The organism is Streptomyces sp. NPDC107581 (assembly GCF_055657175.1).
Genome location: NZ_JBVKBH010000017.1, coordinates 1 through 24857, shown reverse-complemented (window position 1 = coordinate 24857; position 24857 = coordinate 1). Strand labels below are relative to the sequence as shown.

The window sequence follows — 24857 nt, the reverse complement described above, 5'->3', positions numbered from 1 at the left end:
ACTCAGCCGTTCAGCAACTCCGCCAGCACCGAGGCATGGCTCCGCTCGGGCTGCTTGGACGCCGTGAGCAGCGTGAGCGGGCCGGTGCGGGCCGACGTTCTGAGGCCGTCGAGCAGTTCGGCGGCCTCGGGAGCGGCCAGCTCCGCCTCGTAGCGGCGCCGGAACTCCTCGTACGAGCCCTCGCCGCCGTGGAACCAGCGGCGCAGCTCCGTCGACGGGGTGAGCCCCTTGGGCCACTCGTCGACCTGCGCCGCGTCCTTGGCGAGACCCCGTGGCCACAGCCGGTCGACCAGCACCCGCAGGCCGTCCCCGGACTCGGGCGGATCGTAGATCCGACGGACGCGCACGCTCACGGTGGGGGCACCTCTCGGGTCGCGGACGGTCCCGCGAGCCTACTGCGGCGCGCCCGTTCCGCCAGGTGCCGACGCGGTGTTACTTGACCAGAATGAGGGAGAAGCCGTCGTGCCCGCGCGCCTAGTCTGGGGGCGAATCGATCATTCGCACCCTTCCAGAGGAGCGCATGTGACACCCTCCCGCAGACAGGCCGCAGGACGACGCACCGCAGTCCTGCGCCGTGAGGCGGTCCTCGCCACCGTCCCTGTCGCCGTCGCGGCGCTGCTCGGGGCCGCCGGACCGGCAGCGGCCGGCACGACCGGCGCGGCCGGGGCCGGCGACCCCTACTTCCCGCTCAGCGGCAACGGCGGCTACCACGTGAGCCATTACGGCCTGACGCTCCGTTACGACACCGCCTCCCGGCACCTGGACGGCACAGCGGTCCTCACCGCCCGTGCCACCGAGCGGCTCACCCGCTTCGACCTCGACCTCAAGGGCCTGAAGGTCACCGGTGTCACCGTCGACCGCACCGCCGCCGGCTTCCGCCGCAGCGGCCAGGAACTCGTCGTCTCCCCGCGCCACGCACTGCGCAAGGACCAGAACTTCCGCATCACGGTCGCCTACCACGGCACCCCCGGACCGGTCACCGACCCGGACGGCTCCGCCGACGGCTGGATACCCACCGACGACGGGGCGTTCGTCGCGGGCGAGCCGCAGGGCGCCATGACCTGGTTCCCGGCGAACAGCCACCCCAAGGACAAGTCGTCGTACGACTTCACCATCACCGTCCCGAAGGGCCGCACCGCCGTCGCCAACGGCGTCCTGCGCGGGCAGCACACCGCGCACGGACTCACCACCTTCCGCTGGCACGAGGCCCAGCCCATGGCCGCCTACCTGGCCACCGCCACCGTCGGCACCTTCAAGGTGGAGCGGTACACCACCCCCGACGGCATCCAGGTCTACAACGCCGTCGACCCCCGGGAGGTGCACGCCTCCGCACCGGTGCTGAAGAAGCTGCCCTCGGTCCTCGCCTGGGAGAGCAAGCTGTTCGGGCCGTACCCGTTCCGCGCCGCCGGCGCCATCGTCGACCACGCCCCGGACGTCGGTTACGCCCTGGAGACCCAGACCCGGCCCGTCTACGACTCGGCGCCCGACGTGAGCACCCTGGTCCACGAGAGCGCCCACCAGTGGTTCGGAGACTCCGTCACGCTGACCGCCTGGAAGGACATCTGGCTCAACGAGGGCTTCGCGACCTACACCGAGTGGCTCTACAGCGAGCAGCACGGCGGGGACAGCGCCCAGAAGACCTTCGACGCCCTCTACGCCCGCCCGGCGGACAACGGTCTGTGGGCCTACCCGCCCGGCGACCCGGGCAGCGGCAAGAACATCTTCGGCACGCCCGTCTACGCCCGCGGCGCCATGGCACTGCACGAACTGCGCAAGGCCGTCGGGGACCGGGACTTCTTCCGGATCCTGCGCGCCTGGGCCACCGGGCACCGCGGCGGGCACGGCACGACGGCCCAGTTCGTGCAGCTCGCACAGCACGAGTCCGGCAAGGACCTGAACGGGCTGTTCCACACCTGGCTCTACACCAAGGGCAAGCCGAAGACCTCCTGACCTGACGAGTTCCAAACAAGTGTCGGCCATGGTCGACCCGTGATCCATCGCAGAACCGCCGTCGCTCTCCTCGCCTCCCCGCTGCTGCTCACCGGTTGCGGCGGCGGAGCCGAGGCGACCGAGCGCCGCATCCCCGCCGCCCGTCCGGCGCCGACCGCCACCCCCGCACCGGCGACGGGCGCGGAGACGACCCCGGAGGGCATACCCGGCCTCGGCCCGCGGACGGCCGCCGCGATACCGGCCCGCTGCCGGCAGGCCGTCGTCGTCACCGGACGCGGCAGGAACTCGCCGCACTGCACGGTCGTTCTGCACGAGCGCACCGCCACCGGCCGGCAGCCGGGCGCCGCATGGACCGCCCACAACGCACTGCACGGCTGGAGCGATCACCACACGGCCGGAGACCTGCGCTCCCCGCTCGGCGTCTACACCCTCAGCGACGCCGGCGGCCTGCTGCCAGACCCGGGGAGCAGGCTTCCGTACCACCACTCGGCGGGGTTCGTCTCGCCCGGCACCGGCTTCGAGGGCGAACGGCTCGCCGGATCCTTCGACTACGTCATCGCCATCGACTACAACCGCGAGCCCGGTACCTCGCCCCTGGACCGGGCCCGCCCCCTCGGCCCGAAGCGGGGCGGCGGAGTCTGGCTGCACGTCGACCACGGGGGCCCCACCCATGCCTGTGTCAGCGTCGCCAAGGCCCACATGAAGGAACTCCTGCGCACCCTCGACCCGGACCGGCACCCGGTCGTCGCCATGGGGTACGCCGACCGGCTCGCCCGCTGAGCGGCCTAGGATCCGAACCTGTGTGCGCACATGTACTGGTCGCCGAGGACGACGAGAAGCAGGCCGAACTCATCCGCCGCTCCCTGCTGGCCGAGGGACACATCGCCACGGTGGTGCACGACGGTGCCGCCGCGCTCGACGCGGCCCGGCGGCTGAGACCCGACCTCGTCGTGCTCGACCTGATGCTCCCGGTGATCGACGGCTTCGGCGTGTGCCGGGTGCTGCGCAGGGACGCCGAGGACCCCGACGTCCCCGTGGTCATGCTCACCGCCCGCGCCGCCGAGGACGATGTGCTGCTCGGCCTGGAACTGGGCGCCGACGACTACATGACCAAGCCGTACAGCCCGCGCGAGCTGATGGCCCGGATCCGCACGGTCCTCAGGCGCAGCGGACGTGCCGGAAGCGTCCGGGACGACGATCCCGCCGTACGGGCCGCGGGGATCAGCGTCGATCCCGTACGGCACGAGGTGCGCTGCGACGGGGTGCCCGTCGACTGCACACCGGCCGAGTTCCAGATCCTGCTCGCCATGGCCGCGGAGCCGGACCGCGTCTTCTCCCGGCGGCAGCTGCTCCAGTGCACCCGCGGCTTCGACCGGGCCTCCACCGAACGGGCCGTCGACGTGCACATCATGAACCTGCGCCGCAAGATCGAGGCCGATCCGCGGCGGCCGGTCCGTCTGGTGACCGTGTTCGGCGTCGGCTACAAGCTGAGCGGCGCACGGCCGTGAAGCGCCGGATACCGCTGCGCAAACGGCTGCTCGTCCGGCTGCTGTCGGTCTCGGCGCTCATCGCGGTCTGCTCGGTCGCGGCCACCGCCTGGCTCGCGGTGACCACCACCACCAGCGCCCTGAAGGAGGAGCAGGGCCAGGACCTGGCCGCCGACAACAGCATCCTGGCCCGGCTCAGCGGGTACGCGGCCACCCACCCCGACTGGGTGGACGTCCAGCGCACCGTCCGTGACCTGGCCCGCGAGACCGGCCGGCGGATCGCCCTCACCAGCGCCGACCGCTCCCTGGTCGCCGATTCCGCACCGCACGGCACCCCGCTGCCACCCCGGCCCGCCGCCACCGTCGACCCCCTGCGCGCCGACACCTACACCGAGACCGGGGCCCAGCTCAGCGGCATCGACCCGCGGGTGGTGGGCCCGTACCGGGTCACCGCCAAGGAGCGGGACCGGCTGGACGCGCTCGCCGCCAAGCGCAGACAGTGCTACGAGCGTTTCGGCATCGACGCCGCCGTCGTGCGGACCCCGAGCGGGCGCCCGGTGCTCAGCAGTCCGGAGGGCGCCGACACCTCGTACGCCGAGCAGAGCTGCGCGGACGGACAGCTGGACGTCCCCACCGCGACCGAGGAGCGGGCCCTGACCGGTCTCGCGGAGCTGGCCCGCCCCTGCCTGAAACAGGCGGGCATAGAACTCCCCGGGCCGCTGTACCTCACCTTCGACCCCAGCGGGAAGGACCCCCTGGGCGCCGGCTACCTGATCGCCAAGTACGTCAAGACGCGCAACATCAAGGCCGCCACACAGGCCGAGCAGCGCTGTGTGCTGAACGCCCGCCGCACCCAGCTGGAGCCCTATGTCGCCCCGGTCGCCGAGCTGTTCCTCGGCATCGGGGACCAGAACCCCTCCCGCTTCGACATGTCCCCGGCCAACAAGGCCAAGGTGGTCGGCGCGGCCGGACTGGTCCTCGCCGTCACCGTCGCCGTGACCGCCCTCGTCGCGGTCCGGCTGGTCCGGCCCCTGCGCGCACTGACCGCGGCCGCACAGCAACCGCCCGAACTGCATGTGCGGGTGCCGGTGACCACCCGGGACGAGACCGGCATCCTCGCCGAGGCGTTCAACGACCTGACCGAACGCCGCGCGCGCCTGGAGGCCCAGCGCAAGGCGATGGTCAGCGACATCGCCCATGAACTGCGCAGCCCGCTCACCAACATCCGCGGCTGGCTGGAGGTCGTGCGCGACGGCGTCGTCGCCCCCGATGCCGCCCTGCTCGCCTCCCTGCACGAGGAGTCGCTGGTGCTCCAGCGGATCATCGACGACCTGCAGGACCTCGCCGCGGCCGACGCGGGCACCCTGCGCCTGCACCGCGAGCCGGTCCCGGTGGGCGACCTGCTCGGCCAGGTCGCCGCCGCCCACCGGGTGGCCGCCGACGCCGCCGGGGTCGCCCTGCACACCGAGGCCGACGACACGGCCTGGCTGCAGGCCGACCCGGTACGGATGCGGCAGGCCCTCGGGAACCTGGTCTCCAACGCGCTGCGCCACACGCCCGCCGACGGCACGGTCACACTGACCGCCCACCGGGACGGCGAGGACGTCGTGCTCACCGTCGCCGACACCGGCACGGGCATCGCGCCCGAGGACCTGCCCCATGTCTTCGACCGGTTCTGGCGCGCCGAGAAGTCCCGCAGCCGCCGCACCGGCGGCAGCGGTCTCGGCCTGCCGATCGTCCGCCACCTGGTCGCGGCCCACGGCGGCACCGCCGAAGCGGCGAGCGAGCCCGGCCAAGGCGCGGTGTTCACCCTGCGGTTGGCCGCGGTGGCGCCGCCGGCGGAGGCATGAGGGCGGTGCCGGTGCGGGACCGGGGCCGCTGCCGAACACCCGGCTGCGGGATCAGGCGTGCTGCCGCACAGCCGGGTGCGGGATCAGGGGCGCTGCCGCACCCCCGGACGCCGGCGCAGTGCGCGCCGTTCCGTCTCCGTCGTGCCGCCCCAGATCCCGACCGGCTGCCCTGTTCCCAGCGCCCACTGAAGACACTGCTCCCGGACCCGGCAGCGCTCGCACACGGCCTTGGCCCGCTCCGTCTGGACCGTCGCGGGCCCGGTGGTGCCGATCGGGAAGAAGAGGTCGGGGTCCGTGTGGCGGCACGCGGCCTGCTGTCGCCAGTTGCCCATGGAAGTCACCTGCGATCGATGTCGTCCGCGCCCTTGCACCTGTGTAACGCGAGTTCGGGTCACCGTCGAGCCGACCGCCAAACACCGGCTTCCGGTCACTGCTCGCGCAGGCCCCACGGGGAGCCGTACGCGGTCAGCAGATCGAGGTAGGCACGGGCGGGGAAGGCCTCCGGTCCCAGGACGCCCGTGCCCGACCAGGCACCGGTGGCGAGGAGTTCGAGCGCGACGACCGGGTTGACCGCCGTCTGCCACACCACTGCCTGACAGCCGTACTCGGCCATCGACCACTGGTTGTCGACCACGTGGTACAGGTACACCTCCCGCGGCGCCCCGTCCCTGGTGCCGCGCACCCAGGTGCCCGCGCACGTCTTGCCGTGCATCCGTTCGCCCAGCGTGGCCGGATCCGGCAGGCACGCGGCGACCACGTCCCGCGGTGAGACCGCGACGGGCCCGTCCGGGCCGGCCACGGTCACCGGCGCGGTGCGGTCAAGTCCCAGCCGGTGCAGCGTCTTCAGCGTCTCGATGAACTCCTCACCCAGGCCGTACTTGAAGGTGACGCGCCGTGCGCCGACCCAGCGCGGCACCAGCAGCACCTCCTCGTGCTCGACGTTCACGCACTCCACCGGGCCGATGCCCTCGGGGAAGTCGAACACCTCGGGCTCGCTGAACGGAGCCGTGGTGAACCAGCCGCGCCCCTCCTCGTACACGACCGGCGGGTTCAGGCACTCCTCGATGGTGGTCCAGATGCTGAAGGACGGCGCGAAGTCGTAGCCGTCGACGGTGAGGTTCGCACCGTCGCGGATGCCGATCTCCTCGATGGTGTCGAAGAGTTCGTCGGCCGCGTACCGCGCGAACACGTCCGACAGACCCGGCTCGACGCCCATGCCCACCAGGGCCAGCGCACCCGCCTTCGCCCACTCGTCGGCCAGCGCGAACTGCTCGTCGCCCAGCTTGGTGCCGCACTCCTCGTGAGGCCGCTCGGGGTGCGGCCGGGACAGCGACATCGCCATGTCCACGTATGTTGCACCCGCCGCGCGTGCCGCCCGGAACAGGGGCATGACGAAGCGGGGGTCGGTGGCGTTGAGCAGGACGTCGCAGTCGTGGCGGGCGAGCAGCCGGGCCACGCCGGCCTCGTCGCCCGCGTCGACGCGCTCGGCGCGGAACCGGGTCCCGGCCTCGCCGAGCGCGGCGACGGCCGACTCGGCCCGGGCGGGGTCGTAGTCGGCGACCACCATCAGGTCGAAGAACGGACGCCGGGCGGCGATCCGGGTGACGGCGGTGCCGACACCACCGGCACCCACGAGCAGTACACGCATGACGGAAATACTCCCTGCCTGAAGCGAACGGGACGAGGACTTGGGCAGGCGCGCCTTGGCCGGAATCCAACGCCGGGGCATGGCATAAGGTCAATGGTGTTGGCATAAGCCCTGCGACGGAGAGGAGCCGCCGTGCCCAAGCCCGTGGTGCCCGAGGAGAAGCGCCGCAGGCGCCGCCCGACCCGGAGCGGCACCGTGCTGTCGGAGCGGCTGATCGTGGAGGCCGCGCTGCGCCTGCTGCGCGAGCACGGCAGCGCCGGGCTCAGCGCGCGCCGCCTGGGCCTCGCCCTGGACTGCGATCCCAGCACGCTGTACCGGTACTTCCGTGGCATGGACGACCTGACCCTGGCCATCGGGGACGCGCTCATCGGACAGGCGCTGACGGGCTGGGAGCCGACGGGACGGTGGCGGGCGGACCTCAGGACGATCGGGCTGCGCATCCACGCCGCGTACGTCGCCCACCCGCAGGCGGCGCTGCTGACCGCCAACCGGGTCACGGGCCGCTCCCAGGAGCTGGCCGCCGACGAGGCGGTCCTGGACGTGCTGCGCACGGCCGGGTTCTCGCTGCGGGAGACGGTCCGCGTCTACCACGCCTTCATCGACCAGACGCTGGCCTTCGCCGCCCTCGACTCCGCGTCCCTGGCCCTGCCCTCCGCCTCCCAGCGGGCCGACGAGGACAAGTGGCACTCGACCTACGCCCGCCTGCCCCGCGCCAGCCACCCCCGGATCGCCGAGGCGGCCCCGCTGCTGGCCGGCCGCATGGTCACCAGCGCCTATCCCACGGCTCTGGAGATGCTCCTCGACAGCGCGGCGGGGAGGCTGGCGGCGGGGGAGGGATGAAGGCGGCTGGAGGCCGGGAGACGGGGGGAAGGCGACAGGAGGTCGGGAGGCGGGGGAGGGGCGAGGGCGGCTGGAGGCCCGGCGCCGGAACGCCTCACTGGCGCAGCGTCTCGGCCGCCGTGGCCGACACCGCTTCCGCCAGACTCGCCAGCGCGGGGGAGTCGAGTTTCCACTGCTGCCAGTACAGCGTGACGTCCGACCGTTCCTCCGGCGCGAGCAGAACGAGGCGACCGTCGCGCATCAGCGGTTCGGCCTGGGCCTCCGGGACCATGCCCCAGCCGAGGCCGGCGGCGACCGCGTCGGCGAAGCCCTCGGAGGTGGGCACGTAGTGCCTGAGGGGGCTCGCGGCCCCGCGGCCCAGCCGTCGTACGAAGCGGTCCTGGAAGTCGTCCTTGCGGTCGAAGACCACGACCGGGGCCTCGGGCAGCACCTGGGGCAGCGGTCCGGCCAGGTACCGCTCAGCGAACTCCGGTGCGGCCACCGGCAGGTAGCGCATCCGGCCGAGCACCCGGACGGAGCAGCCCGGCACCGGGTCGGGGGAGGAGGTGACGGCCGCCATCACCAGGCCCTCGCGCAGCAGCGCCGCCGTGTGGTGCTCGTCCTCCCGGTGCAGTTCGAAGCAGAGCCCCGGTACGCGGGTCAGCGCCCCCAGGAACCAGGTCGCCAGGGTGTCCGCGTTCACCGCGACCGACACCCGGGTGGGCTCGCCGGACCCGCTCAGCCCCAGTTCGCCGCGCGCGTCCCGCTCCAGCCGGGCCAGCTGCCGGGCGAACCGCACCAGCACCGCACCCGAGTCCGTCGGGCGCACCGGCTTGGTGCGCTGGAGCAGCACCCGGCCCGTGCGCTGCTCCAGCGCCTTGACCCGCTGGCTGACCGCGGACGGCGTCACGTGCAGGGCCGCAGCCGCCGCGTCGAAGGTGCCCTCGTCCACCACGGCGAGCAGCGTCCGCACCTGCTCCAGGGGAAGTTCCGTCATCACGATTTCTAAGGATACGTAAGAATCTTTAGCTGTACCTACGGTGATCGCTCTCCTAACGTCGAGGGCATGAATCACGCCCTGACCGCCGCGGCCGCCGGATTCGGCACCGGACTCTCCCTGATCGTCGCCATCGGTGCCCAGAACGCCTTCGTCCTGCGTCAGGGGGTGCGCCGCGACGCCGTCCTCGCCGTGGTCGGCATCTGCGCCCTGTCCGACGCGGTGCTCATCGCGCTGGGCGTCGGCGGGGTCGGCGCCGTGGTGATGGCCTGGCCGGGTGCGGTGCGGGCGGTCGGGCTCGCCGGCGGCGCCTTCCTGCTGTGCTACGGCGCCCTCGCCGCCCGGCGGGTGCTCAGGCCCGGCGCCGGCCTGCACGCGGAGGGCGAGGCGGCGGGCTCGCGGCGGCGGGCGGTGCTGACGTGCCTCGCGATGACCTGGCTCAATCCGCACGTCTACCTGGACACCGTGTTCCTGCTCGGTTCGCTGGCCGCCGACCGCGGGCCGCTGCGCTGGACCTTCGGGCTGGGCGCCGCCCTCGCCAGCCTGTGCTGGTTCGCCGCCCTCGGCCTCGGCGCCCGGCTGCTGGGGCGCTTCCTCGCCCGTCCCGCCGCCTGGCGGGTCCTGGACGGTCTGGTCGCCGTCACCATGCTGGCGCTGGGAGGGGTGCTCGTGGCCGGATCGTGAGCAAACTCGTTCGGCATGCGCAGGGGTCGCTGAGATAGTTAGGCTCTCGAATCGAAAAGATGTAACGAGCAACCTCTATCGGCAACAGGACACCCGTGGACACGAGCGAGAGCAGCACCACCGAACCCGGCTGCGCGACGGACGTGGCGGCCCCGCCCCGGCACGGCTGGCGCCGCTGGGCGATGGACACCCGGCCCCTGCGCATCCCCGCCTACCGGCGGCTGTGGTCGTCGACCATCGTCACCGCCGTGGGCAGCCAGCTCACCGCCGTCGCCGTACCCAAGCAGATCTACGACATCACCCACTCCTCGGCCTGGGTCGGCTACGCGAGCCTCGCCGGTCTGGTGCCCATGGTGGTGTTCGCGCTCTGGGGCGGGGCGGTCGCCGACACGGTGGACCGGCGCAAGCTGCTGCTGGTCACCAACATCGGGATCGCCGTGACCTCGCTGCTGTTCTGGGCGCAGGCCGTCACCGGCCTGGACTCGGTGCTGGTCCTGGTGGTGCTGCTCGCGCTGCAGCAGGCGTTCTTCGGCCTCAACTCCCCGGCCCGCACCGCCTCCATCGCCCGGCTCGTCCCGGCCGAGGAGCTGCCCGCGGCCAACGCGCTCGGCTCGACCGTGATGCAGACCGGCCTGGTCGCGGGCCCGCTGCTGGCCGGTGTGCTGATCCCGGTGATCGGGCTGCCCGAGCTGTACCTGATCGACGCGCTGGCCCTGTGCGTCACCGTGTGGGCGGTGTTCCGGCTGCCCGCGCTGCCGCCGCTGGGCGCAGGGCCCGCCCGCCGGGCCGGGATGCGCGAGGTGGTGGCCGGTTTCCGCTACATATCCGGGCACAAGGTGCTGCTGCTGTCCTTCCTCGCCGACATCGTCGCCATGGTCCTCGGCATGCCCCGCGCGCTGTTCCCGCAGCTGGCCGCAGAGACGTACGGCTCCTACGGCGAAGGCCTCGCGCTCGGCGTGCTGTTCGCCGGCATCCCGGTCGGCGCGGTGCTCGGCGGACTGTTCTCCGGTGTCTTCTCCCGGGCCCGGCGGCACGGCTGGATGGTCATCGGCGCGGTGGTCGGCTGGGGCGTGGCCATCGCCGGGTTCGGGCTGAGCGGCAACCTCTGGGTGTCCCTGGTCTTCCTCGCCGCCGCCGGAGTCGCCGACATGGTCTCCATGGTGTTCCGCGGGGCCATCCTGCTCTCCGCCGCGACCGACGAGATGCGCGGCCGGATGCAGGGCGTGTTCACCGTGGTCGTCGCGGGCGGTCCGCGCCTGGCCGACGTGCTGCACGGCACGGCCGGCTCGGCGTTCGGCCCCCGGGCCGCCGTGGCGGGCGGCGGTGCCCTGGTCGTCGTGGTGATGCTGGCCCTGGCCGCCGCGGTCCCGGCGCTGCGCCGCTACCGGATCTGACGCCTCGGAGCCGGATGGCCTAGAGGGGGCCGCTGTGCCGCCGGATGGCGTACTGGTCCATCAGCTTGCCGCGGGTGGTCTCCAGGCGGCTGGCGAGGATCTCGGCGACCGTCCGCACCAGCGACAGCCCGAGCAGCGGGTCCTCCACGCAGAGCGCGAGCACCGACGGCCCGTCGAATTCGTAGGCCCGTACGTTGCTGAAGGCCGTCGCGCCGAAGTCCCACTCGTACGGCGGGAACAGCCACGACCAGCCGAGCATGTCGCCCGCGCCGAGCGTGGCCACGGTGACCCGCTGCCGTGGGGTGACCTGGGTGTCCAGGTGGACCGCGCCGGAGCGGATCACCCAGAAGCGGTCGGCGATGCCGCCCGCCTCGAAGATCCGGGTGTCCTCCGCGAAGGAGGTCTCCTTGGCCAGCTCCATCAGCCGCTCCCGCTGTGCCTGTGGGAGGGCGGTCAGCAGTTTTATCGCTTTGGTCATGGCGCGGGACTCCTCGCCGGCAGCGGTTCGGGTGTTTTCCCCAAGCCCATTTCAGCCGCTGCCGCCGCCCCGGGCACCTCGAAGGACGCGGATCGGTGCCGTAGGGCCTGTCCGGAGGCAGAAAAAAGCCCTGGCTGGACGGGGGAGGCCAGCCAGGGCCGTATCAGGGGTGAAGGAGGACGGATCCGGTCGACTCCGTCACCACGTATGTATGAACGATAAACCATCTGGCATCGCCGGCCGCAACCGTGATCAGGTCAGGTGACCTGTTTCACTCCGGTGTCGTCCATGGGTGCTCCGCCCGGATCGACGATCTCCTGCAGCACTCTCAGCACCGCCTCGTAGGCCCCCGCCCGGACCGACGCCTCCCGCGCCGCGTCCGTATCGGCCGCCGTCAGACTCCGCGCCCGCTCCCGCCAGGCCCGCTCCTGCTCGGCGGCGTGGTCCCTGGCCCGCCGGATGCGCCGCAGCAACTCGTCCGCGTCCACCACATCGCTCATACGGTTCGGGTACCCGGTCCACGCCCGGTCATGGCCCGCCGTCCTGAAGGGTGTTCGCCGTTTCCGGCCCTCCCGGCGGCACGGCCGCCGAGCCGGTGCGCCGAGGCGGAGCCGAAATTCCGGAAACGGCGTTTGCCGCCCGGGCTCAGGGGCAGACGGACATTCGTGCTTCGGACCGGAGGCGCGTGCCCAGCGGGAACAGTACGGCTGCCGCGGGCCCTCTCCTGGCGGGGCCGGCGACTCACCCGCGGCGAACCCTGACACCACCGTTCGGGCAAGGGCCGGAACCGCGGTTCCGGCCCTTGCCCCGACACCCTCGTTCAGGAGCGATTCCGCATGCTGACCGACATGTCGACAAGCCGTCCCGGCACGCACGACACCGCCCCCGCCGCGTCCCTGCGGCGGACCCATGACGACGCACCCGACACCGCAACCCTCTTCGCCCGGCTGGCGGAACTGGCGGACGGCCCCGAGCGGGACGCCGTGCGCGACGAACTGGTCACCGCCTGGCTGCCCATGGCCCACCGGATCGCCGGCCGCTTCCGCGACCGCGGGGAGTCCGTGGAGGACCTGCGCCAGGTTGCCGCGCTCGGGCTGGTCAAGGCCGTCGACCGGTTCGACCCGGCACGGGGGGCCTTCGAGAGCTACGCCGTGCCGACCATCACCGGCGAGGTCAAGCGGCACTTCCGGGACCGGATGTGGGCACTGCGGGTGCCCCGCCGGGTCCAGGAGCTGCGCAACCGCGTACGCGTGGCCCGACGCGAACTGACCCAGCACCCCGGCGCCGCCGAACCCACCGCCGCCGACATCGCCGCCCGCACCGGTCTCACCGAGGAGGAGGTCGCCGCGGGCATGGAGGCGCTGGAGAGCTTCAGCACCCTCTCGCTGGACGCCGAGTCGGCCACCGGCGACGACGGCTTCAGCCTCGCCGACACCCTCGGCGCCACGGACTCCTCGTACGACGTCGTCGTCGACCGCGAGGCGGCCAAGGAGAGCCTGCGCCGGCTGCCCGAACGGGAGCGGGCCATCCTCTACATGCGCTTCTTCGAGGACATGACGCAAAGCCGCATCGCCGACCGGCTCGGCATCTCCCAGATGCACGTCTCCCGGCTCATCAACCGCAGCTGCGCCCGCGTACGCGACGAGGCACTGGGCCGTCCGCAGCCCCGCCGAACCGTCACTTCGCCGACGGCTCCCATGTGATGCCGAGCGGGCGGGCCAGACCCGACACCGACTCGTCCAGGCGCTGCAGATGCCGCAGCACCCGGTCGGTCACACGTCCGTAGCGCGGGGTTCGCATGGTGCCGGGCGCCAGCATCGACGCGATGCTGGCGCCCGTCTCGATCGTCCGCGGCGATCCGGGGTCCGCGACGTGCGCGGCGATCGCCTCGATGTTGTGCACGATCCGCCGCCCCGCACCGCGCAGCCGGGGGTCCGCCGCGATCGACGGGTGCGTCGGCAGCAGTTCGGCCGTGGCCGCCAGCGACCGCGCGTGATAGGCACAGGTCTCCAGCAGTGCCACGACGTACCGGGCCGTGTCCCGGCGGGCGCGCAGCGGGCTGATCGGGTGGGTGAGCGGCTGGGTGGCGGCGCGCAGATCGGCAAGTGCTTGGTCGAGCGCGCGCGCCTTGTCCACCAGGTCGGTCGGCGGCGCGCCGCTCAGCTGCTCCATGGCGCCCCGGGCGACCTCCGCCAGCTCGTCCAGGACGTCGACGAGCAGCTCGTTGGTGCGCCGGTCGGTGCGGATCGGCAGCACCACGGCGGCCGCGATCACTCCGCAGGCCGCGCCCAGAGCCGTCTCCGCCACGCGCAGCACCAGCACCGACGTGCTGTAGGTGTTGAGCAGCGTGTACAGCAGCCCCAGCATCGCCGTCACGAAGAACGACATCAGCGTGTAGGACAGCGGCGCGGTGTAGAACATCGCGAACACGAACAGCAGAACCAGCCCGAACGCCGTCCACGTGTGCTGTCCGACCAGCCCGGCGAGCCCGATGCCGGCGACCACACCCAGGACCGTGCCGAGCAGCCGCCGATAGCCCTTCACCAGGATCTCGCCGGTCGAGGCGGTGTTGATGAACACGATCCAGCAGGTCAGCACCGCCCAGTACCAGCGCTGGCTGGACAGCAGTTCACCGCCCACGATGGCGAGCGACGAGCCGACCGCCACCTGTAGGGCGGCCCGCGTGGTGGGCCGCCTGAGCCCGGTCGGCGCCGGCTCCTCGGGCTCGTCCTCCTCGCTGCTCTCGATGGCCGCGTCCTCGGCGTCCAGCTCCTCGCGGGAGCGGGCCGTCGCCGGGGTGTCGTCGGACTCGTCCTGCGGTTCGTCCAGGGCGATACGCAGCCCGAGTACGGCACGTGCGGTCTCGCCCAGGCCCCGGAAGACGTCCTGCACGGCCGGGGAGGCCTTCGGCAGCTCGTCCTCCTCCCGGTACCCGAGCAGCCGGTTGCGCAGGTGCGCCAGTGCGGTCCCCGAGGCCTCGCCGACCGGCCGTAGCACGAGCAGCCGCAGTGCCCCGAGGTCCCGGCGCAGGGCGGCCGACGCCTCGTCCTGGAACGGCAGTTCGCCGCCCGGCGGCAGGGGAGCACCGGGCAGGTGCAGGGTGAGGGTGTCCGTCCGCTCGGCGCTGCGCGCGGTGAGCAGCAGCAGCCCGAGCCGCTCGGCGGCGATCTCGGCGTCGGCGATCCGGCGCTGCAGCAGCCGCGCCGTCGCCTCGTCCAAGGGGCCGTCCTCCAGCCGGCCCTGGATCATCAGCGCCGTCTCGTGCAGCCGCGCGGTGCCGGTGCGCAGGTGCTCCAGGACCTTCTCGACCTGCTCGGGACCCGCGTCCAGCAGCTCCGTCTGGGCGTCGATCAGCTGACCGAGCCGGGCGCGGAAGGCCCTGCGCAGCCGGTCCAGGGTGCCCGCCGGGGTCTGCGGCAGCAGGACGAAGCGGGCGGCGGCGCTGCAGGCGAACGCCGCGGTGATCACGCCGTACAGGGCGGGCAGCGTGGACGGGGTCGCGTGCACGAACAGCGAGAGGAAGTAGATCTGGAAGCCGATCAGGCCCAGCGCGGTGCCCCGGTCGCCGAACCGGCGTCCGTAGACGGCACAGAAGATGAGGGCGACGAAGAACAGGTCGCCCGCCACGACCCGCTGGTTCAGCAACGCGCCCAGTGACACCGCGGCGAGCGCGAGCGGCAGGCCGAGCGCGAGGGTCACGGCCTGCTGGGAGCGCTGCTTCTCCTGGATGGCGAAGGTCGAGACCATGGCCGCCATGGCGCCCGCCACCAGCTGCGGTACCGGAACCCGCAGCAGGGACAGCACGGCCAGGGCGAGGGCGATGGCCGTCACCGTGCGCAGCCCCGCGGTGAGCCTGAGCAGCCCTGGATCCGACGCCGCAAGCCGGTCCCACATCCGTGCCCACCCCGACCGAACCACTGCCCTCACGCCGCCGCGCTCTCTCCCGTGCCAGAACTTGATCTCCGACCCAGCATGGCACGACGGCCGGGACTACCTGCCCTCGGCCAGTGTGTGCGCGACGAGCGCGTTGGCGTGCCCATGGCCCAGGCCGTGCTCGGACTTGAGCCAGGCCACCAGTTCCATGTGCCTGGTCAGCGGCGAGGAACGGATCAGCTCCAGCCAGTCGGCGACCGGGCGGCCGTACTGCTTCTCGATCGAGGGGAAGTAGCTCGCGGGTCCCTTCACGGTCTTCTCGGTCATGCCGGTGTGCCCCCTTCGTACGGCGTGCAGTCCACCGGAGAAGACCGCCGGCCGGCTGGAAAGTGATCGACGGTCCCCAGTGATCCACGTCACGTCAGGGATGCTCGGCGGACCTGCCCTCCACGCGGGCGCGCACCTGCTCCGGCGTCATGTAGGAGTCCGTGAACTCGAAGTCCTTCAGCCGGGCTGGCTTGCGCGCCTGGAAGCCGGTACGGACGAAATCGTCGCCCGCGACCGCGTTCAGCAGCCAGTTGGTCATCACCCGGGTCTTGGCGACATTGGTGCGCAGCGCCGACCAGTGATAGCCGCGGGCCACCGCCTGGGCGGCCACGCCGCGCAGTTCGATGCCCACCGGCTTGGAGACCGCGTCCTTGCCGCCGAGGTCGACGACCAGGCCGAGATCGGGGTGCACGTACGGCTGCAGCGGCTGGTTGCGCAGCGTCGCGATGACGTTGTCCGCCACCTTCCTGCCCTGGCGCATCGCGTGCTGGGCCGTGGGCGGGCAGACCGCGCCCTCCTCCTTCTTGGCCTTGTCGGGCACCGCGGCCGAGTCGCCGAGCGCGAACACCCCGTCGTGACCCGGCAGGGTCATCTCGGTGGTGACCGCGAGCCGGCCGCGGACCGTCTCCGCGCCGAGCGTGGCGATCAGTGGGCTCGCCACCACGCCGGCCGTCCAGATCAGGGTGTGGGTCGGCACCACCCGGCCGTCGGTGAAGGTGACCTCCTCGGGGCCCGCCTTGTCGATCGACACGCCCAGGGAGACGTCGATGCCGCGCCGGCGCAGGATCTCCTGCGCACTGCGGCCGAGCTTGTCGCCCAGCTCCGGCATGAGCTTCGGCGCGATGTCGATCAGATGCCACTTGATCAGGCCCGGGTCGAGGCGTGGATAGCGCTGCACGGCCGCGTGCGTGAGCCGCTGCAGACAGGCCGCGGTCTCGGTGCCCGCATATCCGCCGCCGACGACCACGAACTGCAGCCGCGCGGCCCGCTCGGCCGGGTTGTCGCTGGCGTCGGCGAGGTCCAGCTGCGAGATGACGTGGTCGCGGACGTAGGCGGCCTCGGCGAGCGTCTTCATCCCGAAGGCGTTCTCGGTGAGCCCCGGGATGTCGAAGGTGCGGGTCACGCTGCCCGGCGCCAGCACGATGTAGTCGTACCGCTCGTCGACGACCTTGTCGGTGATGGTGCGGATGACGCAGACCTTGGACTTCAGGTCCACGCCGATCGCACCGCCCGGAATGATCCGGGTGCGGTACTTCTTGCTGCGGCGCAGCGAGACGGCGATCGACTGCGGCGTCAGCACCCCGGAGGCGACCTGGGGCAGCAGCGGGAGATAGAGCTGGTAGGCGTACGGCGTCACCAGGGTGACGTCGGCCTCGTCGGGGGCGAGCTTCCGCTCCAGGCGGCGGACGCACTCGACTCCGGCGAAGCCCGCGCCTACCACCAGGATCCTGGGTCGTGTCACGGTGTCCATCCCTTTCTGCGGCTCCAGGCGGTTGCGACTGGACGCCGTTCGTATGCCCCGGATCGCTGCGGCCACAACGATCCCACCGTGCCCCGAGCCGTTCCGCCAGCTGGGTGCGGCAGGCAGACGAATGCGTGGGGACCAGCATGCCCCCGCGGCGGCCGCGGTGACCGGCACTCGCCCCGATCCGTCCGGCTCCGGTCACCAGGGCAGGAACACGTGGATGTCCTTGCCCCGGTCGTCCACGACGACGCTCACCTGACTGCACAGCGTGTGCACGAGATGCCAGCCGATGCCGCCGCCGCCCGCACTCGGGTCGAAGGGCCGTGGCTCGGGGCGCGTCGTACTGGTGTCGTGCATCGTCACGTGCACCCCGTCGAAGGTGCGGCGCAGCCGCAGGCCGAAGGGCCCGGGAGCGTACTGGATGGCGTTGGCGGCCAGCTCCGTGACGACCAGCAGGATGTCGTCCCAGTACTCCGGCGCGCCGGGCGGCGTGTCCTCGGCCAGGGCGCAGAGGAATTCCTCCGCCGCGAGCCGCGCACCCGTCACGTTGCGCAGCTCACCCGGGAAGGAGAACGAAAGCTCGTGCTTCTCCTCCGAGGGCGGTGTGTCGTCCCAACGCGGCTCCGTCACCATCTCGCATTCCCCGGCCCCGCCCGGCCGGGGCCGGCTCGGCCCCTTCCGACCAGGGTGGTCGTCGTTGCTGATCACTCCACTGCTGCGGGTTCCCCAAGCCGGGCCGGGTATCCGTACCCGCGCCTCCTAGCGGAAGACATCGTCCGGCTCGTCCCAGTCGGCCGGCTCCTGCGAGCCCGGTCGCCGCACCGCACGGGTACGGGCTTCGTACATGGCGTCGATCTCGGCGGCGTAGTGCCGGGCTATGGCGTCCCGGCGCAGCTTCAGGGACGGCGTCAGCAGACCGTTGTCCGGAGCGAACGGCGCGTTCAGGACACGGTAGACCCTGATCGACTCCGCGCGGGACACCGCGCTGTTGGCCGTGGCGACGGCCCGCGCCATCTCGTCCCTGAGCGCGTTCTCCTCGCGCGCCTCCCGGCCCGGCGACTCGCCCTGCAACGCCAGGGCGGCCCGCCAGTGCGCGAGGAACTCCGGGTCCAGCGTGATCAGCGCACCGACGCAGGGCCGGTCGTCGCCCACGACCACCGCCTGGTGCACCAGCGGATGCATGCGCAGCCGCTGCTCCAGCGGGGCCGGTGCCACGCTCTTGCCGCTGCTGGTGACGATCACGTCCTTCTTGCGGCCCGTGATGGTCAGATAGCCCTCGGAGTCCAGCCGCCCGACGTCCCCGGTGGCCAGCCAGCCGCCGCGCAGCACGGCCCGCGTACGGGCCTCGTCGCCGATGTAGCCCTGGAACACCGAGGGGCCGCGCAGCAGGATCTCCCCGTCGTCGGCCACCTGGACCTCGGTGCCCGGCAGCGGCCGGCCCACGGTCCCCGACTTCTCCCTCCCCAGCGGCTGCACGGTGATCCCGCCGGAGGCCTCGGTCAGCCCGTAGCCGTCGTTGATGTACAGACCGATGCCCTCGTAGAACAGGGACAGCTCCCGGCTGAGCGAGGAGCCGCCCGAGGTGCCCCGTACGACGCGCCCGCCGAGCGCGGCCCGCAGCCTGCGGTACACCGTCCGCTCGTACAGGGCGTGCTGCAGCCGCAGATCGAACCCGGGACCCGGCCCGAGGCCCAGCCGCCTGCGCTCCTCGGCCTCGGCGAACTCCCGCGCGGTCAGCGCCGCCCGCTCGAACAGGGCGCCCCGGCCCGCCTCCCGGGCGGTCCGCAGGAACGTCTTGTACAGCTTCTCGAACACCGACGGCACGCCGTACAGGTAGGTCGGGCGGAACGTGCGCAGCGCCGAGGACAGGGCCGCCTGCGTCATCTCCGGCTCGTGGGCCATCAGCACCCCGCCACGCAGGCACAGCACCTGGATCATGATCCCGTACACGTGCGAGAAGGGCAGGCAGGCCAGCACGGACGGCTGCTCACCCGGGGGCGCCGCGGCGTGTCTCCAGCCGGCGAGCAGGATGTCGCACGGGTACGCCAGGCCCCGGTGGCTCAGTGCGCAGCCCAGCGGGCGGCCCGAGGTGCCCGAGGTGTAGGCGATGACCGCCGTCGAGTCCGGCAGCACGATCCGGCGCAGCGACTCCACCGTGGTCAGCGGGACGACCGCACCCTGCTCGGCCAGCAGGGCCGGCGCACCCGCGTCCAGCTGCCAGACGTGCTTGAGCCGCGGCAGCCCCGCACACACCGTGCCCACGGTCATGACACCCTGTTCGTCCTCCACCACCACGGCGACGCAGTCGGCGTCCCGCAGGATCCACTCCACCTGGTCCCGCGACGACGACGGATGGACCGGGACGACCTCCGCGCCGACCGTCCACAGCGCGTGGGCGAACACCGTCCACTCGTAGCGGGTCCGGGCCATCACGGCCACCCGGTGGCCCGGGGAGATCCCCGCGGCGATCAGGCCCTTGGCCACGTCGACCACTTCGTCCCGCAGTTCGACCGCCGTCACCTCCTCCCACCGGCCCGGCGCCGCATCCGTGCGGCGCGCGAGGACGGGCAGGGCCGGAGCGCGGTCCGCGGTCTCGAAGATGCTGTCGGCCAGCCCGCCGGTCAGCGGCGGCAGGGCTGGTGGAGCGAGGGCGACGTCGCGCATGCGCTGCTCCCGGAGTGTACGGAGGGTGACTCCGCCGGTCGGCACTGTGCCCGGCGGTGCTCGAATCTAGCCCAGGGAACCGGCTTTGGTGCCAGGAACAGGCAAGTCGTGATCGGCTGATGATCTGTGCGTGTCCAGAAGGCTCGCCGTACCGGGATTCCGCACGTCCGTGCGGCCGGACGGCCCGTCAGTCCTGGGTGCGGCGCACACATTCGGTGACGACACGCTGCAGACTGCCGGTCCGCTCCATGAGCTGCCGCTGCTCACGGGCGCCGGTGCCCCGGCGCAGCAGCCGTGCCACCGCCTGCTCCACACAGCCGGCGTCACCGCTCTCGGCGAGGGCGGTCCCGGTGTGCTCCAGCAGTGAGCAGAGCACCTCCGTGGCGGGCCGGGGCCGCATGGTCACGGGGTCGAGCAGGTCCTCGTCCAGGCCGGAGCGGGCGGCCTGCCAGGCGGCCAGCCTGAGCAGGCTCACGCTGTGGCCGGCCGGCGGCAGGCCGGCCCGCCAGTCGCGCGCGGCCGTCTCCACCAGCGCCCGGGCCAGCGTCGCGACGAGGACGGTGGTGTCCGCGCGCAGGCACACGTCGGCCGCCCGGATCTCCACCGTCGGGTAGGTCGCCGACAGGCGTGCGTCGAAGTACGCCATCCCCGCGTCGCGTATGACCCCGGTGGCCACCATGTCCTTCACCCGGTGGTGGTACTGCTCGGCCGAACCGAACAGCTCGGTCGGCCCCGCCGACGGCCAGCGCCGCCACACCCGGCTGCGGTAGCTGACGTAGCCGGTGTCCCGGCCCTGCCAGAACGGTGAGTTGGCGCTCAGCGCGCTGAGCACCGGAAGCCACGGCCGGATCCGGTCGAGGACGGCGACGCCCTCCTCGTCGGACTCCACCGACACATGGGCGTGGCAGCCGCACACCAGTTGCTCCTGGGTGGTGATCGCGTACTGTCCGGCCATCCACCGGTAGCGCTCTTGCCCGCCGGTGATCGAGGGGGTGACCGGCAGCGGGGAGGTGGCGAGCGCGGCGACCGCGCAGCCGATCTCTCCGGCGAGCCGGGCCGCCTCCTTGCGGCAGTGCACGATCTCGGCGCCGAGGTCCGCCATGTCCGCCTGCGGATGCGTGGCGAACTCCAGCATCTCCCCGAACAGCTCCTTCTGGAACAGGTCCTGTCCGGGATCGTCCTGGACGGCCCGGGCGAGGACGGCGGCCTGCTGGGCCCGCGGCTCCCCGCTGTCCGGGTCGACCAGAAGCAGTTCCTCCTCCACTCCGACAGTGCGCACGTGGGCCGCCCTTCTGTTCATATGACGAGGAGCAGTCGTAGGTCTGTACGACCCTGACTGCCCCTCCGAGAGGGCAGCCGACACCTGCGGCTTCAGCGCACGGGCGTCAACCAGACAGTCGCGAGCGGCGGCAGCGTGATCCGCAGGAAACCGGCCTCGGGCTCCAGTACGCCCGGAGCTCCGACGCCGGCACCGCTGCCGCCGTAGCGCGCATCGTCCGTGTTCAGCGCCTCCTGCCAGGCGGGAATCTCCTCGGGTACCCAGAGGCGGTAGCCCTCACGGACGACGGGGGAGAAGTTCGAGACCGCCAGCAGGGGGGAGCCGTCGGTGCCGAACCGCAGAAACGCGAACACGTTGTCGTCCGCCGCGTCACACAGCACCCACTGGAAACCGCCCGGATCGGTGTCCCGCTGCCACAGCGCCGGAGCGCCCCGGTACAGCGTGTTCAGATCCCGGACCAGGTCCTGTACACCCCGGTGGTCGCCGGCCGAGCAGTAGTCCGCGTCCAGCAGCCACCACTCGGGTCCGTGCGCCTCGGACCACTCGGCTCCCTGGGCGAACTCCTGCCCCATGAAGAGGAGCTGCTTGCCCGGGTGGGCCCACATGAAGCCGAGGTAGGCCCGGTGGTTCGCCCGCCGCTGCCACCAGTCGCCCGGCATCTTGGACACCAGGGCCTGCTTGCCGTGCACGACCTCGTCGTGGGAGATGGGCAGGACGTAGTTCTCGCTGTACGCGTACACCATCGAGAAGGTCATCTCGTGGTGGTGGTACCTGCGGTGGACCGGCTCGTGCTGGATGTACTCCAGCGAGTCGTGCATCCAGCCCATGTTCCACTTCAGCCCGAAGCCGAGCCCGCCGCTGTCCGTCGGCCGGGTCACCCCGTCCCAGGCGGTGGACTCCTCGGCGATGGTCACCACGCCCGGGCAGCGCCGGTAGACGGTGGCGTTCATCTCCTGCAGGAAGGCCACCGCGTCCAGGTCCTCCCGGCCGCCGAAGACGTTCGGCGTCCACTGCCCGGAGTCGCGCGAGTAGTCGAGGTAGAGCATCGAGGCGACGGCGTCCACGCGCAGACCGTCGATGTGGAACTCCTGGCACCAGTAGACGGCGTTGGCGACGAGGAAGTTGCGCACCTCGATGCGCCCGAAGTCGAACTCGTAGGTGCCCCAGTCCGGATGCTCGGCCCGCCGGTCGTCCCCGGGTTCGTACAGCGGGTCCCCGTCGAAGCGGGCCAGTGCCCAGTCGTCCTTGGGGAAGTGGGCCGGAACCCAGTCCATGATCACGCCGATGCCGGCCCGGTGCAGCGCGTCCACCAGGTACTTGAAGTCGTCCGGGGAGCCGAGGCGGGGCGTGGGCGCGTAGTAGGAGGTGACCTGGTAGCCCCAGGAGCCGCTGAAGGGATGCCCGGCGACCGGCATCAGCTCCACATGCGTGAAGCCCATCTCCTGCACGTACGCCGGAAGCTCCTCGGCCAGCTGCCGGTAGGTCAGGCCGGGCCGCCAGGAGGGCAGGTGGACCTCGTACACGGAGAACGGCGCCTCGTGCACGGCGGTGTCGCCGCGGTGCGCCATCCACTCCGTGTCGCCCCACTCGTAGCGCGAGGCCGCGACGACGGACGCGGTCGCGGGCGGGACCTCCGTACGGCGGGCCATCGGGTCCGCCTTCAGAAAGCGGCCGCCGTGGCGGGAGGTGATCTCGAACTTGTACCGGGCACCCTCGCCGATCCCGGGCAGGAACAGCTCCCACACACCGGACGCGCCGAGCGACCGCATCGGGTACTGCGTGCCGTCCCAGTACGTGAAGTCACCGGCGACGCGGACCCCTTGGGCGTTGGGCGCCCACACGGTGAAGCGGGTGCCCGGCACGCCCTGATGGGTCATGGGCTCGGCGCCGAGCGCCTGCCACAGCTGCTCGTGCCGGCCCTCGCGGATGAGATGCAGGTCCAGCTCGCCGAGAGCGGGCAGGAAGCGGTACGGGTCCTCGACCTCCTGCTCGGCGTCGTCGTAGGCCACCAGCAGCGTGTACGCAGGGATCTGCGGGTACGGCAGCACGGCGGCGAAGAGGCCGCCGCCCTCCGACGCCAGGGCGTCGAGCTTGCCGTCCACCACCACGCCGACCGCCCGGGCGTTCGGGCGCAGCGCCCGGAACAGGGTGCCGCCCGGCACCGGGTGGGCGCCCAGCAGGGCGTGCGGATCGTGGTGGGCGCCGCCCAGCAGGCGGTCACGGTCGCCCGGGTCGAGCGGGACGGCCGTCGGCGGTACGGGTCCCGCGGACTCGGGACGTGCGGTGTCGCGCAGTGCCATGACGTCAGCCTCCCCACACGGCGAGCCGCTTGATCGCGGCCATCGGCACCGGAAGCCAGTCCGGGCGGTGTCTCGCTTCGTACAGCACCTCGTACACCGCCCTGTCCGTTTCGTGCGCGCGCAGCAGCGCGTGCTTCTTGCGGGGATCCCACCCGGCGCGGGCCGCATAGCCCGCGCAGAACGCCTCCCGGCACCGGCGGGCCCACTCCGGCCGCCAGGGGCGGCGCTGCCGGGCCGCGTAGTCGAAGGAGCGCAGCATCCCGGCCACGTCCCGCACCGGGGACTGCGCGGACCGCCGCTCGGCGAGCGGCCGGGACGGTTCGCCCTCGAAGTCGATGACGAACCAGTCGCGTCCTGCCTGCAGCACCTGCCCGAGGTGCAGGTCGCCGTGGATGCGCTGGGCCGGTGGCCCGGTGTCGCAGGTCTCCAGCGCGGCGAACGCGGCCCGAAGGCCGGGGACGAAGGGCCGCAGCGCGGGCACGGCATGCGTGGCGGCCTCCAGCCGCGCGCACATCGCCTGAGCGGTGCGCCCGTTCTCGCCCGGTCCCGCCGAGGGGAACGCCTCGGCCAGCGCCAGGTGCACCTCGGCCATGGCCCGGCCCAGCTCCCGGGCCTCGGCGGTGAAGTCGTCGCCCGCGGCGAGCGCCCGCAGCGCGAGCGTCCAGCCGTCGGTGGCGTCGGGCAGGAACGGCTGCAGAACACCCAGGGTGGCCGGGCGCGGGGCGCTCGTGGTGAACCAGGCGACCGGCGCCGGCACCCGGGCGCACCCCTGCGCGGCCAGCGCGCCCGGCACCTCCAGGTCCGGGTTGACGCCCGGCTGGATACGGCGGAAGACCTTCAGGATGTACGCGTCACCGTAGATGATCGACGAGTTGGACTGCTCGGCGTCCAGCAGCCGGGGCGGGAGCCCGCCGGGCAGGCTGACGGCCGGGTCCGCCTCGAAGCGGAGCGGTCCTGCCGTGCCGGGCTGCCGCAGCCGCTCCAGGAGCAGATGGGCGGAGCGCGGTTCCTGCAGCGCGTCGTAGACCGCCAGACCGGCCAGCGGACCCTCCTCGGCGCGCCCGATGAACGCCCGCTCCAGACGCGGGACGAGATGTTCGCGCACACCGAGCAGCAGCTGGTAGCAGTCGCCGGGCGGGGGAGTGCCGCCAGGGGTGGGCACCGGCGCGTGCGAGGCGTGGACCAGCAGGTGCAGACACCCCGGGAACAGCTCGGTCACGGACAGCACCGACAGATCGGTGACGGGCCGGTCCTTGCCCGCGAACCAGCGCTGATTCGGCAGCCAGTCGCGCAGCAGCCCGCCCAGCGAGGCGAGGGGCCGGTCGGTGCCGGCCGCGGTTCTCGGCCGGAGCGTGATGGTCTTCGGCATGGTGACGCGTCCTTTCCTCGGCGCCGGGTGCTCAGCGGCGGCCGATGCGGGATGCGACTCGGGTGAGCCGGAACCAGTAGAAGCCGTGCCCCGCCAGGGTCAGCAGGTAGGGCAGTTCACCGATGGCCGGGAACCGCACGCCACCGATCAGCTCCACGGGGTGCCGTCCGTCGTAGACCCGCAGATCGAGTTCCGTGGGCTGTGCGAAGCGGGAGAAGTTGTGCACGCACAGGACCAGGTCGTCCTCGTACTCGCGCAGGAAGGCGATGACGG

The 24857-nt window shown here is 72.5% G+C and carries 23 protein-coding genes; 8 read left to right on the top strand and 15 right to left on the bottom strand.

From position 1 onward, the window contains the following. Window positions 1-2: 2 nt before the first annotated feature. Window positions 3-353: a DUF488 domain-containing protein gene (locus tag ACZ7P3_RS34105; RefSeq protein WP_472087615.1), complete on the bottom strand. Its 351-nt coding sequence runs from the start codon at window positions 351-353 to the stop codon at window positions 3-5. A 169-nt stretch (window positions 354-522) separates the two neighbouring features. On the opposite strand from ACZ7P3_RS34105, the gene ACZ7P3_RS34100 reads away from it, so the two are divergent. Genes ACZ7P3_RS34100 through ACZ7P3_RS34085 form a run of 4 tightly spaced genes read left to right on the top strand, consistent with a single transcriptional unit; the run spans window position 523 to window position 5287 of the window. After that, a complete protein-coding gene (locus tag ACZ7P3_RS34100; protein ID WP_472087614.1) occupies window positions 523-1950 on the top strand; it encodes a M1 family metallopeptidase in 1428 nt (475 codons plus the stop codon). A 39-nt stretch (window positions 1951-1989) separates the two neighbouring features. Further along, window positions 1990-2730: a L,D-transpeptidase family protein gene (locus ACZ7P3_RS34095; RefSeq protein ID WP_472087612.1), complete on the top strand. Its 741-nt coding sequence runs from the start codon at window positions 1990-1992 to the stop codon at window positions 2728-2730. Window positions 2731-2750: 20 nt separating this feature from the next. Beyond that, the gene (locus ACZ7P3_RS34090) at window positions 2751-3458 is read left to right on the top strand and encodes a response regulator transcription factor (RefSeq protein WP_472087610.1); all 708 of its coding nucleotides are present in this window, start codon (window positions 2751-2753) and stop codon (window positions 3456-3458) included. Then, complete coding sequence (locus ACZ7P3_RS34085; RefSeq protein WP_472087608.1) at window positions 3455-5287, top strand: sensor histidine kinase; 1833 nt, start codon at window positions 3455-3457, stop codon at window positions 5285-5287. Before ACZ7P3_RS34090 ends, ACZ7P3_RS34085 begins: the two co-directional genes overlap by 4 nt. Before the next feature lie 83 nt (window positions 5288-5370). On the opposite strand, the gene ACZ7P3_RS34080 is transcribed toward ACZ7P3_RS34085, so the two are convergent. Together ACZ7P3_RS34080 and ACZ7P3_RS34075 are read right to left on the bottom strand one after the other, a co-directional pair. Beyond that, complete coding sequence (locus ACZ7P3_RS34080) at window positions 5371-5619, bottom strand: WhiB family transcriptional regulator (RefSeq protein ID WP_472087607.1); 249 nt, start codon at window positions 5617-5619, stop codon at window positions 5371-5373. Between the two features lie 95 nt (window positions 5620-5714). Next, the gene (locus tag ACZ7P3_RS34075; protein WP_472087606.1) at window positions 5715-6935 is read right to left on the bottom strand and encodes a saccharopine dehydrogenase family protein; all 1221 of its coding nucleotides are present in this window, start codon (window positions 6933-6935) and stop codon (window positions 5715-5717) included. A gap of 132 nt (window positions 6936-7067) precedes the next feature. On the opposite strand from ACZ7P3_RS34075, the gene ACZ7P3_RS34070 reads away from it, so the two are divergent. Further along, window positions 7068-7775, top strand: a complete 708-nt coding sequence (locus tag ACZ7P3_RS34070) for a TetR/AcrR family transcriptional regulator (RefSeq protein ID WP_472087604.1) — start codon at window positions 7068-7070, stop codon at window positions 7773-7775. Between the two features lie 94 nt (window positions 7776-7869). Here the strand turns inward: ACZ7P3_RS34070 and ACZ7P3_RS34065 are convergent, their stop codons facing one another. After that, window positions 7870-8754, bottom strand: a complete 885-nt coding sequence (locus tag ACZ7P3_RS34065; RefSeq protein ID WP_472087602.1) for a LysR family transcriptional regulator ArgP — start codon at window positions 8752-8754, stop codon at window positions 7870-7872. Window positions 8755-8820: 66 nt separating this feature from the next. On the opposite strand from ACZ7P3_RS34065, the gene ACZ7P3_RS34060 reads away from it, so the two are divergent. Both ACZ7P3_RS34060 and ACZ7P3_RS34055 read left to right on the top strand, forming a co-directional pair. Continuing rightward, on the top strand, window positions 8821-9435 hold the full coding sequence (locus ACZ7P3_RS34060) for a LysE/ArgO family amino acid transporter (RefSeq protein WP_472087600.1): 615 nt from the start codon (window positions 8821-8823) through the stop codon (window positions 9433-9435). Between the two features lie 95 nt (window positions 9436-9530). Further along, on the top strand, window positions 9531-10829 hold the full coding sequence (locus ACZ7P3_RS34055) for an MFS transporter (protein WP_472087598.1): 1299 nt from the start codon (window positions 9531-9533) through the stop codon (window positions 10827-10829). 19 nt (window positions 10830-10848) lie between these two features. On the opposite strand, the gene ACZ7P3_RS34050 is transcribed toward ACZ7P3_RS34055, so the two are convergent. After that, window positions 10849-11307 carry a cyclic nucleotide-binding domain-containing protein gene (locus tag ACZ7P3_RS34050; RefSeq protein WP_472087596.1) on the bottom strand — a complete coding sequence of 153 codons (459 nt, stop codon included), beginning with the start codon at window positions 11305-11307 and terminating at the stop codon, window positions 10849-10851. A gap of 257 nt (window positions 11308-11564) precedes the next feature. Next, a complete protein-coding gene (locus ACZ7P3_RS34045) occupies window positions 11565-11807 on the bottom strand; it encodes a hypothetical protein (protein ID WP_472087595.1) in 243 nt (80 codons plus the stop codon). Window positions 11808-12143: 336 nt separating this feature from the next. On the opposite strand from ACZ7P3_RS34045, the gene ACZ7P3_RS34040 reads away from it, so the two are divergent. Beyond that, window positions 12144-13010 carry a SigB/SigF/SigG family RNA polymerase sigma factor gene (locus tag ACZ7P3_RS34040; protein WP_472087594.1) on the top strand — a complete coding sequence of 289 codons (867 nt, stop codon included), beginning with the start codon at window positions 12144-12146 and terminating at the stop codon, window positions 13008-13010. Here ACZ7P3_RS34040 and ACZ7P3_RS34035 read toward each other — a convergent pair. The 9 genes from ACZ7P3_RS34035 to ACZ7P3_RS33995 form a co-directional block, all read right to left on the bottom strand. Beyond that, window positions 12985-15201, bottom strand: a complete 2217-nt coding sequence (locus ACZ7P3_RS34035) for an FUSC family protein (RefSeq protein ID WP_472087592.1) — start codon at window positions 15199-15201, stop codon at window positions 12985-12987. The two genes, ACZ7P3_RS34040 and ACZ7P3_RS34035, sit on opposite strands and share 26 nt — an antisense overlap. A gap of 96 nt (window positions 15202-15297) precedes the next feature. After that, window positions 15298-15507 carry a DUF4287 domain-containing protein gene (locus ACZ7P3_RS34030; RefSeq protein WP_472087590.1) on the bottom strand — a complete coding sequence of 70 codons (210 nt, stop codon included), beginning with the start codon at window positions 15505-15507 and terminating at the stop codon, window positions 15298-15300. A 94-nt stretch (window positions 15508-15601) separates the two neighbouring features. Then, on the bottom strand, window positions 15602-16978 hold the full coding sequence (locus tag ACZ7P3_RS34025; protein WP_472087588.1) for an NAD(P)/FAD-dependent oxidoreductase: 1377 nt from the start codon (window positions 16976-16978) through the stop codon (window positions 15602-15604). Window positions 16979-17170: 192 nt separating this feature from the next. Beyond that, entirely contained in the window at window positions 17171-17605 is a 435-nt protein-coding gene (locus ACZ7P3_RS34020) for an ATP-binding protein (RefSeq protein WP_472087586.1), read from the bottom strand. Between the two features lie 126 nt (window positions 17606-17731). Beyond that, window positions 17732-19636, bottom strand: a complete 1905-nt coding sequence (locus ACZ7P3_RS34015; protein WP_472087585.1) for an AMP-dependent synthetase/ligase — start codon at window positions 19634-19636, stop codon at window positions 17732-17734. Window positions 19637-19823: 187 nt separating this feature from the next. Further along, window positions 19824-20915 (bottom strand): glutamate--cysteine ligase 2, encoded by a 1092-nt coding sequence (locus ACZ7P3_RS34010; RefSeq protein ID WP_472087583.1) that lies wholly within the window; start codon window positions 20913-20915, stop codon window positions 19824-19826. A gap of 92 nt (window positions 20916-21007) precedes the next feature. Next, window positions 21008-23215, bottom strand: coding sequence for a 1,4-alpha-glucan branching enzyme (glgB, locus tag ACZ7P3_RS34005; RefSeq protein WP_472087581.1), 2208 nt, complete (start codon window positions 23213-23215; stop codon window positions 21008-21010). 4 nt (window positions 23216-23219) lie between these two features. After that, on the bottom strand, window positions 23220-24584 hold the full coding sequence (locus ACZ7P3_RS34000; RefSeq protein WP_472087579.1) for a maltokinase N-terminal cap-like domain-containing protein: 1365 nt from the start codon (window positions 24582-24584) through the stop codon (window positions 23220-23222). 31 nt (window positions 24585-24615) lie between these two features. Next, window positions 24616-24857: alpha-glucosidase C-terminal domain-containing protein (locus ACZ7P3_RS33995; RefSeq protein ID WP_472087577.1), on the bottom strand; the 242-nt coding region annotated here is incomplete at its 5' end.